General features: G+C 41.0%; 12 protein-coding genes and 1 pseudogene. All 13 read right to left on the bottom strand.

Annotated elements, in window-relative coordinates:
- Positions 1 to 193: 193 nt before the first annotated feature.
- Positions 194 to 493, bottom strand: a complete 300-nt coding sequence (locus tag ACFX4L_RS09975; RefSeq protein WP_377404941.1) for a YxcD family protein — start codon at positions 491 to 493, stop codon at positions 194 to 196.
- The gene (locus ACFX4L_RS09970) at positions 481 to 927 is read right to left on the bottom strand and encodes a hypothetical protein (RefSeq protein ID WP_061466005.1); all 447 of its coding nucleotides are present in this window, start codon (positions 925 to 927) and stop codon (positions 481 to 483) included. Before ACFX4L_RS09970 ends, ACFX4L_RS09975 begins: the two co-directional genes overlap by 13 nt.
- 208 nt (positions 928 to 1,135) lie before the next feature.
- Entirely contained in the window at positions 1,136 to 2,491 is a 1,356-nt protein-coding gene (locus tag ACFX4L_RS09965) for a C40 family peptidase (protein WP_483878232.1), read from the bottom strand.
- 520 nt (positions 2,492 to 3,011) lie between these two features.
- Positions 3,012 to 4,076, bottom strand: coding sequence for a sulfate/molybdate ABC transporter ATP-binding protein (locus ACFX4L_RS09960; protein ID WP_089364718.1), 1,065 nt, complete (start codon positions 4,074 to 4,076; stop codon positions 3,012 to 3,014).
- 10 nt (positions 4,077 to 4,086) lie between these two features.
- Positions 4,087 to 4,974, bottom strand: coding sequence for a sulfate ABC transporter permease subunit CysW (gene cysW / locus ACFX4L_RS09955; RefSeq protein WP_377383935.1), 888 nt, complete (start codon positions 4,972 to 4,974; stop codon positions 4,087 to 4,089).
- A 9-nt stretch (positions 4,975 to 4,983) separates the two neighbouring features.
- On the bottom strand, positions 4,984 to 5,814 hold the full coding sequence (cysT, locus tag ACFX4L_RS09950) for a sulfate ABC transporter permease subunit CysT (protein ID WP_375166307.1): 831 nt from the start codon (positions 5,812 to 5,814) through the stop codon (positions 4,984 to 4,986).
- Positions 5,815 to 5,889: 75 nt separating this feature from the next.
- Positions 5,890 to 6,921 carry a sulfate ABC transporter substrate-binding protein gene (locus ACFX4L_RS09945; RefSeq protein WP_176432051.1) on the bottom strand — a complete coding sequence of 344 codons (1,032 nt, stop codon included), beginning with the start codon at positions 6,919 to 6,921 and terminating at the stop codon, positions 5,890 to 5,892.
- A gap of 279 nt (positions 6,922 to 7,200) precedes the next feature.
- On the bottom strand, positions 7,201 to 7,854 hold the full coding sequence (nadD, locus tag ACFX4L_RS09940) for a nicotinate (nicotinamide) nucleotide adenylyltransferase (protein ID WP_284471414.1): 654 nt from the start codon (positions 7,852 to 7,854) through the stop codon (positions 7,201 to 7,203).
- 475 nt (positions 7,855 to 8,329) lie between these two features.
- On the bottom strand, positions 8,330 to 9,175 hold the full coding sequence (gene kynA, locus ACFX4L_RS09935; RefSeq protein ID WP_377383931.1) for a tryptophan 2,3-dioxygenase: 846 nt from the start codon (positions 9,173 to 9,175) through the stop codon (positions 8,330 to 8,332).
- A gap of 17 nt (positions 9,176 to 9,192) precedes the next feature.
- On the bottom strand, positions 9,193 to 10,554 hold the full coding sequence (locus ACFX4L_RS09930) for an amino acid permease (protein WP_089364712.1): 1,362 nt from the start codon (positions 10,552 to 10,554) through the stop codon (positions 9,193 to 9,195).
- A gap of 1 nt (position 10,555) precedes the next feature.
- Positions 10,556 to 10,853, bottom strand: a pseudogene (locus ACFX4L_RS09925) (kynureninase/PvdN C-terminal domain-containing protein).
- Between the two features lie 389 nt (positions 10,854 to 11,242).
- Entirely contained in the window at positions 11,243 to 11,455 is a 213-nt protein-coding gene (locus ACFX4L_RS09920; RefSeq protein WP_377404937.1) for a hypothetical protein, read from the bottom strand.
- Positions 11,456 to 11,567: 112 nt separating this feature from the next.
- Entirely contained in the window at positions 11,568 to 13,082 is a 1,515-nt protein-coding gene (locus ACFX4L_RS09915) for a carboxylesterase/lipase family protein (RefSeq protein WP_377404935.1), read from the bottom strand.
- Positions 13,083 to 13,269 lie beyond the last annotated feature (187 nt).

Below are 13,269 nucleotides of genomic sequence, written 5' to 3'. Positions count from 1 at the left end.
ATGGAAAATATATTTCATTCTTAATATTTCCCTGTTTGAATTAAGTGTTGGTAATCTAGGATTTTGCTTAGTTTGCTTTACTATTTTTCTGTTTCTCTTTTATACTTTTTACTGTGCACTGCTCGACTACCGTTACTTTACTAGGTACCTTATTAAATAAAAAAGGATGCCTTTTACGGCATCCTTTATCATATTATCGATTACTTTCACTTACTAATGCCACTATGCCCTCTTCATCATCCAAAACAAGTTCAATACCTGAATATGGATCAATATTCAAATATTCATCGAGCCATGTGCGAAGCGCTTCTATCAAGTTGATGGTAATTAACACTTGTTTCCGGCCATCTACAAACGTTTCAGCCGAAAAGCCATAATCATCATCATACATTAACTCCACTTCTACCTCATTAGGTTCTACCTGCTTTTTACGGGCAATGTAAACACAAACCGCATTGATGATATCTTGTTCGGAAATCTTTAGCCTCTCCATGGGTTTGGATCCTCTTTCTTCTTCTTATCTTTGAAGTATGTGAATATTTTACGGATTACAACGATTAATGCAACTACCGCTAACACGTTGATCATTAGTCCAAGTATAGAACCAAGGGCTCCCATATTGGCGAATAGGCCACCAAAAAGTAAACCTGCTAGTCCACCTAGCATAATTCCTTTCATTAAGCCGCCTTTAGAGAATGATTTCCCACTTTTTGTATCAGTCTTTGCTTTATTAGTGGTAGTGACATCGGATTTCTTCGTTTCTTTGTTTTGGAAAATCGATTTATTATTGTTGTTGCTATTAAAGCTTCTTTTCCCAGACTTGTAACCCCTTGCATCGACTGACTCCGAATGATCCTTGAAAACATAAGTGCCGACTGGCGAGAATGCTAGTGTAATTGTAAGTAATGCTGCCATAAATTTTTTCATCATTTTTTTTTGCCTCCGTTTAATAGTATGGAATGTCGTTTCATTATATGTCTTCCCAGATTTACTGAAAGTCCACATCACCTATCCCTTGTTTTATCTTATAGTATTTACGTTTAATATCAAAATAAGTTTCACTTTTCTGGATATTTTTTAAAAAAAATAAAAAAAAAAAGCAGGAGCGTTTACTCCCCTGCTTATTAATGAACTATTAATTTACACGAACGACACGGCCATTGAATACCCCTGCCCAATATCCACTATCCATATTGGCGATAGCAACACCTGTTGAACTTTGAGAACCGATAAACTTGCCGCCGCCGACATAAATACCGACATGCCCATCAGTTTTATAGGTATTGAAAAATACTAGATCTCCAGGTTGCATTTGGCTTTTAGATACTTGACGTCCTGCGCTTTTCAATGCATCCGTACTTGGTGGAAGGTTCACACCAGCCTGTCTATAAGCCCATGCAACGAACGCTGAACAATCGAATCGGCCGTTAGCAATATCGGAAGCCGTTCTTCCGCCACCAAATTTATATGTGGAGTTACCGATATATTTATAGCCTGCTGTAATTGCAGAGCCAGTATTTGCACTGCTTGGCTTACTTGATGTTTCAGTTATACTCGCTGCAGGCTTATCTGCAGAACTGTTATTAGATGAATTGGAAGATGATGATTCACCTTTAGATTTAGACGAACCTGATGCAGATGCTTCACCTTTAGGCGAACTTGATGATTCTTCGCTAGAAGAATTTGAAGAACTCACTTCTTTAGCAGCACGGTCAAGTTCTGCTTTCTCTGATGCTTTACGTTCTTCCTCTTTTTTGATATCTTCACGAATGGATGCTATTTGCGCTTCCAAACCTGCATCTTTATTCTCTAAAGATTGTTTAAGGGCAGCTGTTTCCGATTCCTTCTTTTCACTCTTTGCCTTCATCTTCACAGTTTCTGCTTTTTGATCTGCAATTTGGGATTGCATGCCTTTAAGCTCCACTTCCATATCCTTCAGGCTCTGCAATTTTTTCTCAACAGTCGCTTGTTTTTTTTCTAAGTCAGCTTTATCCGCTTCCTGCTCCTTAAGAATCTGTTGGTCAGCTTCCACAATGGTAGCTACCGCTCCAACACGATTAACGAATTCACCAAAGCTTTTAGAACCTAAAACAACTTCTAGGTAGTCAACGTCTCCACCGCTCTCTTGGAATGAAAGGGCACGCTCTTTCAAGACTTCCTCACGTTTTGCGATTCTTTCTTCCAAAGCTTTAATTTCCTTCTTTAAAGAATCTATGTCTTTTTCGGTGTCATTAACTTCTTGTTTAGTGTCTTTAATTTTTTGGTCATTTTCTTTCATTGCCGTTTCTATCTGGGCAATTTGGGAATTCATTTTCGATTGTTCATTTTTCAATTCCTTAATAACCTGTTCTGCCTCTGAAATATCTGATTGTACTCCTGTGCGTTGCGATTGAATATCCGAGATAGATTCAGCTTTAACCGACGGGATGGCAAAAGCGCTTCCTAATCCTAGCATAATTGTCGTGTTCAAAACGATAAGTTTTTTCTTCAAACTCATTTCCCCTGCTTTCCTCCCCTTGCATTTCCATCGACCCACATCTTTTTCTCTATGAAAAATAATTAGTCAAAATAAATTGCTGGGAACTCTTCTCTATTTTTTTTACTCATTATGTAATCCTCTAAGGTTGTAATACTATTGAATACATTGCTGAAACTCTTCTATGTTTTTACCTAAGTCGTAGTATATCATCAGATTTTGTCAAATACGTAATAACAATGTTACATTTACATTTCATTTTTAACATAATATATAAAAATTCGACTTTTTCCTGTGATAAACCAACCAATATTTTACATAAATATCTTCATTTTTTGATGCAAGACTTTCTATCTAGTGTTTAGAACCAAGGGACCATAGACTATTGGCGGTAAAAACTCACCAAAATCCAAACCGCATATCAACTCTGTAGCTGATGGCAGCTTATAACCTTTCATATAGGGAAGTCACTAATATCCTCATTAAAAACTAAAAAACCGCTCTCAGCGGTTTTTTCGTCAATTTTCGACCCACGCTAAATTCCAGCCATATAGTCGACAAAGACTTTCAATTCTTTTGGTCGGACAAACACCCTTTCACCTTTCCTTATTTCCAGATTCATATAATGCTCTTTTGTCAGTTCGATTTCTAGCGGTTCGTTTGTATCCTGGCGAATCACTTCTATCCGGACAATGGGGCCAATTGTATGAATGTGATCAATAATGGATGCAATCGAATCCTTTCCTGATGATTCTCTTTCTATTATAAAGTTATGAGCCCTTACATAACCCGTACTCACTCCATCTTCACTGTCCGGAGCATTCATTTCCACATTCCCAGTTACCAATTTCCCTTGGTGAACGTTGCCCTTAAAAAGATTGACACTGCCGAGAAAATCATAAACAAATGGATTTTTCGGATGATCATACACTTCTTCCGGAGTTCCAATCTGTTCAATTTTCCCTTCATTCATGATAACGACCCGATCAGCAACATCCATCGCCTCTTCTTGATCATGCGTCACGAACACACTCGTAACATTGAATTCATCATGAAGCCTTCTTAGCCAACGCCGAAGTTCTTTTCGAACTTTAGCATCCAATGCCCCGAATGGTTCATCAAGCAAAAGAATATTCGGTTCAACCGCAAGCGCCCTTGCCAATGCTACACGCTGGCGCTGCCCCCCTGATAATTGGGATGGGTAACGATCTTTATAGCCTTCCAGCTTGACGAGCTGAAGCAATTCGGTAACCTTTTGCTCAATCACTTTTTTACTGGGCCTTATTTTTCTAGGGCGGACCTTTAATCCATAGGCAATATTATCAAAAATGGTCATATTACGAAAAAGGGCATAATGCTGAAAGACAAAACCTACATTCCGATCTTTTACATGCTTATGCGTGTAATTCTCTTCATTGAAGAGGATCTTTCCGTTCTCTGCCTGTTCAAGACCCGCGATGATACGCAGTAATGACGTTTTTCCAGATCCGGAAGGGCCAAGAAGGGCTACGAGTTCCCCGCTCTTTATTTCCAAATCGATGTTCTGGAGTGCTTGATAGGACCCGTAATATTTTGTAACATTTTCAATGATGATACTCATTTCCTTCCTCCTAACTCGCTTTGGTTGATTTAAAGTCGGTTTTCCATTCTATGAAACTTTTAATGACCAAGGTTATGATTGCAAAAATGGACATCAGGGATGCAACGGCAAAAGCGGCTGAAAATTGATATTCATTGTATAAGATTTCAATATGAAGCGGCATCGTATTTGTCATCCCCCGTATATGGCCCGATACGACCGATACGGCTCCAAACTCCCCGATTGTCCTTGCATTGCAAAGGATGACTCCATATAAAAGTCCCCATTTTATATTGGGAAGCGTCACATACCAAAATGTCTTAAACCCTCCCGCCCCCAGCGTGAGTGATGCCTCTTCTTCAGACGTCCCCTGACTTTGCATGAGCGGGATCAATTCACGCGCAATGAATGGGAAGGTAATGAAAATGGATGCGATGACAATCCCTGGTATTGAAAAGATCACTTTAATGTCAAAGGTTTGCAGCAATGGACCAAGTGTTCCATGTAGGCCGAACAGAAGGACAAATATCAACCCTGCAATGACGGGTGAAACGGAAAAAGGCAAATCAATCAACGTTATTAAGAAGTTTTTTCCCTTAAAATCATATTTTGTAATTGTCCACGCAGCCACTATCCCAAATATGGCATTAAGTGGCAAGGTGATGAGAACAACTATCAATGTTAATTTAATTGCAGCCAATGTATCAGGGTGTGCAATGGCCGCAAAATAAGCTTCAGCACCTTTTTCAAAGGCCTTTACAAAGATTGCGATTAATGGGACAACTAAAAACAAAGTCAGAAATAGCAATACAATGGAAATAAGGACCCACTGTATGGATTTAGGCTCTTTTGTTGTGTTTCTCGTTATAATGACTGGATCATTCGTATTTACAACCACTGAATTATCATGTTCCAACATGTCCCCCTCCTACTTCCCTGAATATCTTTTGCCAGTCCACCATTGTAAGATATTGATGGTGAACAAAATTATAAATGTAATAATGAGCATGACGGCTGCTACCGCTGTTGCACCTTCATAATCATACTGTTCAAGCTTTGTCATGATGATCAGCGGGGAAATCTCCGTTTTAAATGGCATATTTCCTGCAATGAAGACAACGGATCCATACTCTCCAAGTGCTCTCGCAAAAGAAAGTGCAAAACCCGTCAATATTGCTGGAATCAATTCCGGGAAGATAATTTTAATGAATGTCTGCATTCGATTCGCCCCTAGGGAAGCAGATGCTTCTTCCATCCCTTTTTCTATATTTTCAAGTACCGGCTGAACCATCCGCACCACGAATGGGAGGCCTATAAATATAAGGGCGATGATAATCCCGGTAGGGGTGAAAGCGATTTTAAAGTTGAAAAATTGCCCAATCCACCCGTTCGGTGAGTACAAAGTGGTCAAAGTAATCCCTGCCACAGCAGTCGGCAGGGCAAAAGGCAAATCCACCAGCCCATCGATGATCCGTTTGCCGGGAAACTCATAACGAGTAAGCACCCAGGCAATTAAAACGCCAAAAACTGCGTTCACGAAGGCCGCAGTTAACGCTGATAAAAAACTCAATTTATACGAAGCGACAACCCTTGGTTCAGTTATGGTCGCCCAAAAATCCTGAAATCCCATTGAAAATGTGTTTAGAAAAACCATGGATAATGGAATCAAAACGATGATGGATAGATACAGTAACGTAAAACCCATCGTCAAACCAAAACCGGGTATAGTCCTCTTTTTCTTCTGTTTACCTTCTGTCATTATATTCATCGCTTCGCCCCAGCTCTTCTTCTTATTATGAAGGAGAAGATGTGTCTATCCATCTTCTCCCCCTGCTTATTGCGGTTGATAAATTTCGTCAAATGTACCACCGTCATTGAAATGTGTTTCTTGGGCTTTTTTCCACCCGCCAAACGTATCATCAACGGTCACCATATCGATATTTGCAAATTGGTCTTCATATTTAGCGAGTATCTTCTCATCCCTTGGACGATAGAAGTTTTTCGCGGCAATTTCCTGACCGGCATCCGAATATAAGTATTCCAGGTAGGCTTCAGCCACTTCCTTTGTTCCTTTTTTCTCGGCCACCTTGTCAACAACAGCTACCGGTGGCTCTGCTAATATACTGATGGAGGGATTGACGATTTCATATTTGTCATCACCGAATTCTTCAAGTGTTAAATAGGCTTCATTCTCCCAAGCAATAAGTACGTCACCAATTCCCCTTTCTACAAAAGTGGTGGTTGCACCCCGTGCCCCTGAATCCAGAACCTCAACATTCTGATAAAGCTTTTTCATGAAATCCTTAACCTTTGTTTCGTCACTACCGAATTTCTTCTCTGCATATGCCCACGCAGCCAGATAATTCCACCTTGCCCCTCCGCTTGTCTTTGGATTTGGTGTAATGACGGATACATCCTTTTTGATTAGATCATCCCAATCTTTAATGCCTTTGGGGTTATCTTTTTTCACCAAAAATACAATGGTTGATGTGTAAGGTGTCGAGTTTTCCGGTAAACGTTTCTGCCAATCCTCCGCTAATAGGTTACTAGCTTCATAAATGGCATCAATATCATAGGCCAATGCCAATGTAACGACATCCGCTTCCAATCCATCAATAACGGCCCTGCCCTGTTTACCAGATCCGCCATGGGATTGTTGAATCGATACATCCTGACCCGATTCTTCTTTCCAATGCTTCACAAACGCTTCATTGAATTCCTGGTACAATTCACGTGTCGGATCATATGACACATTCAATAGCTCGACTGGCTTTGATGTCCCGTCCCCTTCCGTTTTTTCCGAGTTGCATCCTGCGAGTACACCGAAAGCCAATATCAAACTTGTCAATATCATCAATTTTTTCATGAACTTCCTCCTGTTTTTCACTTTTTGCAACAAAAAAGGCATACTATTCCCTTCTTAATTTTATTCAAGGAGATAGTATGCCTTCAGTTCTCTGATCAGCGAATATTCTGATTTTATGTATCATTACCATAAAACAAAGTATACCAAGTTGTCAACTGTGTTTTTGTTTTTACCTGTCCTTTATTTAAACTTATTCACGTATATAAGGTTAATGCATTTTCCAAACGAAAGGAGCTCGATCCAACGGAGAGATCGAGCCCATTCATCCCCAGCTAACACTTAAGGATTTGATTCTTTTTGATATAGCTTATTGTCCACAATATACTGATAACACTGATCAGGCAGTAAATATCTTGGCTCCCCTCCCATCGCAAGTTCATCCCTTATATATGTAGAACTGATTTCCATTGAAAGGCCTTTATCTATTAGGTGGAATGTATTGCCATCATCATAATTCCTAAGCAACGGACTTTTCGATATGATTTTTAACATATCGATCCCATCCCGTGCCATGACGATGAATTTATGATTGGCAATCAATTTTTCCCTGAATTTCCATCGTAAGTGTACCGGTAACTCCTGATTGTCAATATCCTCAAGTAAATCTGCACCCATAATGAAATAAACTTCATCCTTTGGATATCGTGATTTAAAATATTCCATCGTATACCAAGTATATTGTTTACTCATTCCAGCGCGTTCATTAATTTCATAATCACTAACTTCGAATAACGGGTTGCCCCCTATTGCCAGCCCAAGCATCTCCCAACGGTGTTCATTGCTCGTTTTCATCTGTTTATCGATACGTCCATTTGCACAAGGCAAAAAAATCACCTTGTCTAGCTTAGCACGATGCGCAATGGTGGATGCTGTCCATAAATGCACATTGGTGACTGGATCGAAGGAAGATCCATAAACTCCAATTTTGCCCATTCCCATATCCCCCTTATCAGCCTATCTTTTTCTCCACGGCCTTGACCGGACTGCCATCCTCTCTTTCTATTGCAAGCGGCAAAGCAGCCAAATCGTACAACCCAGACTCCACCTCGTCAAGAACAAGCCCTTCCAGGATAGGAATCCCTCAGCCTAAAAAAAAGGGGTCAGGTTGCTTTGGCTGGATTTACTTCAACCGGTGGAATCTATTCAGGAAAACGGCTAAGGTCATAGTATAAATCAAAATCAAGTTCGGTAATGTTTTTTCCCTATCCATCAAAATGAAAGGGAGCATCCAATATGGATTCCTAAATGGGTACTCATCCGAATTTCCCCTACGTTGACGGATGACCCTTCCGTTAATGAATTCAACCAAAATGAATATTGCGTTTCTCCAGGCCAATATCGCGAACTTTCATTAAGGTGCTGGAAATATCTAACCATTGACTCATGCATATTCCCCTCCAGTCAAATCTTACAGCTTGGTCCTTAATGTCAAAAGCTCAGGAAAAAATGGCTGTTCGACCACTTTCTTCAGATAACTTACACCGGATGATCCGCCCGTTCCCGTCTTATTACCGATGATACGCTCTACAGTGCTCATATGATTGAATCTCCAGAATTGTTGCTGACTTCCAATATCAACGAGTTTTTCGGCCAACTCATACAAATCCCAATATTTATGCACGTCACGGTAAACTGTCAGCCAGGCGCTTTCAACACTGGCATTTTCCCGATAGGTTTCAGGCCAATCCCTGTTCAAGACCGATTCATCAACAGGAAGCCCTCTTGCAGCCAATGCCCCTATAGCCGCATCATAAATACTAGGTTTATTCAAAGTTGCTTTCATCGACTCATAAAGCTCAGGCTGATGACGGAAAACGGCCAATATTTGCGGATTCTTTTGACCCATCGCAAATTCTATCAACCTGTTCTGAAATGATTGAAACCCTGAAGAGTTTCCTAGTTTCTCCCGGAACTCCATATAATCAGATGGCGTTAAGGTCGAAAGCACATTCCAGGATTGAATAAGTTGCTGTTGGATCCTAGCCACTCTGGATAGCATCTTAAAGGATGGCTCCAAACGTCCTGCCTCAATATGGTCCTTTGCTGCAGTCAATTCATGGAGGATCAATTTCATCCATAATTCACTTGTTTGGTGAATAACGATGAACAACATTTCATCGTGATGACCGGAAAGCCGATGCTGACTTGATAATATTTGATTTAATTGCAGGTAGTCCCCATAGGACATATCCTTATCAAAATCAGTTACCATACCTTCTTCCAAACCATCTTTATCCATTGGTCCCTTATCCATACCATCCCTCTTTCCCTTTACCTTCTTTTGATTTTCGACATTAATAAATAGACGATGCAAAGAAAGACCAGCCAAGGTACACCGAACTGGAGAACGATTTTAAACGGGCCAGTGAACCAAGTAGATACCGTCAAAGCAAACAAAAGTAATGCACCAAGAATCGTTAAATACGGAAAGCCATACATTTTAACCGGTAATTTACGCCCCCCTGATTTCTCCCACCTCTTTCTGAAAAATAAATGGGAGATGAACACCATGAACCAGGTTAAAATGGCACCGAACATCGATACCCCCATCATGAATGCATATGAAGTATCCGGGAGAAGAACCTTTACTCCTGCAGCAAGAAATATGCCCAAAGTGGATATGAGAAGGGCCCTTATCGGGACTCCTTTCCGGCTTACTTTTTGAAATAGGGCTGGAGCCTGCTTTTGCTCGGATAATGAAAATATCATTCTGGTGGAGGCATATAATTGACTATTCATTGCAGATAAAGCCGCCGTTAAAATAATGAAATTCATTATCCCCGATGCTCCAGGAATATTCAGGATTTCCATCACCCTAACAAATGGGCTTTTATCAATACCAGCGGATTGCCAGGGTACAATTAGTAACATGAGCCCGATTGTCAGTACATAAAAAGTGGTAAGCCTTAAGACAGTTGCCTTCAAAGCTTTAGGGACGGCAATATCAGGGTCCTTTGCTTCTCCCGCCGTAACCGCAATCAACTCCGTTCCTAAGAAGCTGAAGAGAGAAATAAATATAGCGACCCAAAGCCCCCAAAACCCAAAAGGCATAAAACCTCCATCATTGGCATAGTTCTCTACACCGATCCCGCTTGAAGGTTCGGCGCCAATCACCACGTAGGCGCCCAGTAGAATGAAAATGACAATGGCGCTAATTTTGATCATTGAAAAAATATACTCAAAGTTCCCGAATGTATTGACACTCGTTGCATTTACATAGATGAGCAAGGCAGCAAAAAGGAAAATCCAAATGCTTCCTGGTACATCCGGGAACCAATATTTCATATAAACAGCGATGGCACTCACTTCGACACCAATGGCCAGGACATTCGCTATCCAATATGAATACCTCACAACAAAACCCGCAAATGGACTTATATATTTTTCAGCAATGGTTCCAAACGATCCCGATGTTGGATAAGCTACAGTCATTTCCGCCAAACAGCCCATCAATAGAAGGACAATGAATGCACCTATTGCATAGCTGATCAGTACACTTGGACCTGCCGTCGAAATCGCAAGGCCACTTCCCAAAAATAATCCGGTGCCTATTGCACATCCCATGGCAATCATTGTGATTTGATTCGATGATAATTCACGTTGCAGTTTACTTTTCTCCATATGGTGCTCCATTCTAGGCAATGATTCCCCTTTTATTTTCATAGTTTTCATATAACCTGCCATCCATGATCTTTTTAAGGACCTGTACCGTTTCATAAGCTTCCTGAAAAGAGGTATAAAGAGTAACAGGTGCTAGACGAATCATATTCGGTTCACGATAATCGGGTATGATAGCGTCTTGTTTCAATGTTTTACATATTCTTGCGACCTTCTTGATGTTCAAGGATGATATGACCTCCCCTTTTTGATTCATCTCTTGGGCTGCCAATTTCAAATCCGTATCCCGATAATTCCGAATCGATTAAATCCATAAGATATTGAGTCAACCTCAAAGATTTTTTCCGGACTTGTTTTATTCCTACTTCCGTAATCATTTCTAGCGAGCCCAAAAGGCCTATGCTTAATATATGGGGGGGCACTTCCCACTTGTCAAACCGATGCGGAATGGCACCCACGGAATGACAGGCATGAATCCAATCTCGATTATACGCGCATGGGCTTCCTTTGTTAACCTCTGACCGCTACGATATAAGATCGTCGAAAGTACAATGAACGCTTTTCCTCGTTCATCTCTGCAGATCTACCCTTTCCCAGTGATATCTATGCACTACAAAGCCGCTTCAATTACATGGACTGAATCCTTCGACACATTTAGCCCAGGTGAAAAGCCGGGGTGGTAAATTCCATGAAGAAGATGAAATCATTCCGCCAAAATCTTATTCCTGCCAGCTCTTGGTTCAAAAAAGGTGGCCGCAAGCTGATGCAGATTAGCTGTAGTTAACACTGCCATTATCACTTCATCACATGCAGCCCCTAGCAATTGGGCGCTCAATTCACCCAATCTCTCAAAAAAGTAAATCCAGGGCTCGGCACCGTCCGTCCACCCATCGATTCCATGCTTTTTCCAATCCACCAATGACTTCATTAAACTTTTCTAAAGCCCGCTTCGATAAAAGGGCCAATGACTTCGTTGACATATTTATTGATGCCCATGTTCTCCTCGCTTTCTTCCGATCCACTACATTTCACTTGTAAATCCCTACTCCTTCCCATGCCAACCTTATCATTCTGTTAGGATCTTTTTCAATATAATCCTTTTTATCAAAAATCATTGTGTAGTGATTGGTTTCATCATATTTTGGCCATACTTCACCTTCCGGGGGATTTGGGTTTCCACGCTTAGCAAAGTTGACCCAATGGCCCTGGATTCTATTGGATACCTTTAAAGCCGCTGGCCTGGAACCATATGAAGTAATCTGTTTGCCCAATGACGAGTCAAAAGTCTGGAAGGCAAAAGGAATTTCCATACCATGTGTCGCCCCTAATTTACTTATGCGCATTGCCGCCGTTTTATAATCAAAACGGTACATCCATGTTTTTTCAAAGCGACTGTATGCCTCCGCATACCAAACCGAGGGAATATGGAAAGTCGCATCACGGCCAATGCCTAGCAAAGCCTCCTTTTCCGGGTAGTTCAAATAAGCATTCGTAATTCGCTCTTTTGCCTCAGGATCAGTATTTTCGAACATTTTATGAATCATCTCTGGATTAGTCGGGATTAACGGGTGATCCATCTGGTCGAATAATGTAGCTTCGTCCCTATTTGTTCCTATAAGCAAGGGTATTCCCTTTGCTTTTCCTGATCGAATCGAATCTAGTGGATAATCAGGCAGGAAGTCACCATCCACGACAGGTCCAAATGATAGGGAACCCGGCAAGGCTTGTGAGTTCTGCCGTAAGAGTTGGTAGGACGCCGTGACAATTTCTTGAACTGGAAGTGTTTTTAATCGATGGATTTCTTTCATTCCAATGCCCAAGATTTCAAGAAACCTTTCACTGAATTGGCGTGCAAATCCTTCTCCGTAAACAGATGTCGGAGCGGGACTTTCTGCAATAGCCTGTTTAAAAAGACCCCTTGCAGAAGGGACAGTAAGTAAGGTCGTTACGGCATTCCCTCCCGCTGATTCTCCAAATATCGTAACATTTTCAGGGTCGCCGCCAAAGGCTTCTATATTCTCTTTAACCCATTTCAGAGACGCCACTTGATCACGTAAACCTAAATTGGTTTCGAATATTTCACCATCAACTGATAACTCGGTAAAATCCAAATAACCCAGTGCACCCAGCCTATAGTTTATGCTTACAACGACTACGTCTCCATTCTTAGCCAATAAATGTCCATTGTACATATCAAGAGATCCGGCTCCCGTTAGATATGCTCCACCAGGGATCCACACCATTACCGGACGTTTTTTATGATCAGCTCTAGGTGACCAAATATTCAGGAACAAGCAATCCTCATCCATTTTTTCATTTCCTGCCATTCCTGTTCTTACATCCCGATCCATCAGCTGTGGGGGAATGGGACCAAAATCCACTGCATCCATGACACCGCTCCAATTCTCAACGGGCTCCGGTGAGCGGAAACGCAGAGAATCAACCGGCGCTTTCGCATACCTGACTCCACGCCACACGCAAATATCGTTTTCCAAAGTGCCTTGAAGATGACCTTTAGCCGTCGTTACTATTGATCCAATCATTCACTCTCACCTCTTCATATAGTCGTAGATACTTATGTTCTTCTTTTTCCATTCCCCAGTATCCTTCATCTTTATCGAAAAAAGATTATTTGGCCATTCCAACAAAGTACCACTATCTTATATAAAAGTTAAAGTCATGCCTAGGATTTGAAAACGTTATTGAGGATATTAACCCATGTAAATAAAA

This window comes from Peribacillus sp. YIM B13482, assembly GCF_042787975.1.
Taxonomy (GTDB): domain Bacteria; phylum Bacillota; class Bacilli; order Bacillales; family DSM-1321; genus Peribacillus; species Peribacillus simplex_A.
Note: the sequence above shows the minus strand (reverse complement) of the source record. Positions and strands in the feature narration are given on the sequence as shown.

Coding starts and splice junctions, on each gene's coding strand:
- cysW (WP_377383935.1), bottom strand. CDS start 4,974: ATGTTGGAACATGATAATTCAGTGGTTGTAAATACGAATGATCCAGTC.
- ACFX4L_RS09945 (WP_176432051.1), bottom strand. CDS start 6,921: ATGAAAAAATTGATGATATTGACAAGTTTGATATTGGCTTTCGGTGTA.
- cysT (WP_375166307.1), bottom strand. CDS start 5,814: ATGACAGAAGGTAAACAGAAGAAAAAGAGGACTATACCCGGTTTTGGT.
- ACFX4L_RS09970 (WP_061466005.1), bottom strand. CDS start 927: ATGAAAAAATTTATGGCAGCATTACTTACAATTACACTAGCATTCTCG.
- ACFX4L_RS09960 (WP_089364718.1), bottom strand. CDS start 4,076: ATGAGTATCATCATTGAAAATGTTACAAAATATTACGGGTCCTATCAA.
- ACFX4L_RS09930 (WP_089364712.1), bottom strand. CDS start 10,554: ATGGAGCACCATATGGAGAAAAGTAAACTGCAACGTGAATTATCATCG.
- kynA (WP_377383931.1), bottom strand. CDS start 9,175: ATGGATAAGGGACCAATGGATAAAGATGGTTTGGAAGAAGGTATGGTA.
- ACFX4L_RS09975 (WP_377404941.1), bottom strand. CDS start 493: ATGGAGAGGCTAAAGATTTCCGAACAAGATATCATCAATGCGGTTTGT.
- ACFX4L_RS09915 (WP_377404935.1), bottom strand. CDS start 13,082: ATGATTGGATCAATAGTAACGACGGCTAAAGGTCATCTTCAAGGCACT.
- nadD (WP_284471414.1), bottom strand. CDS start 7,854: ATGGGCAAAATTGGAGTTTATGGATCTTCCTTCGATCCAGTCACCAAT.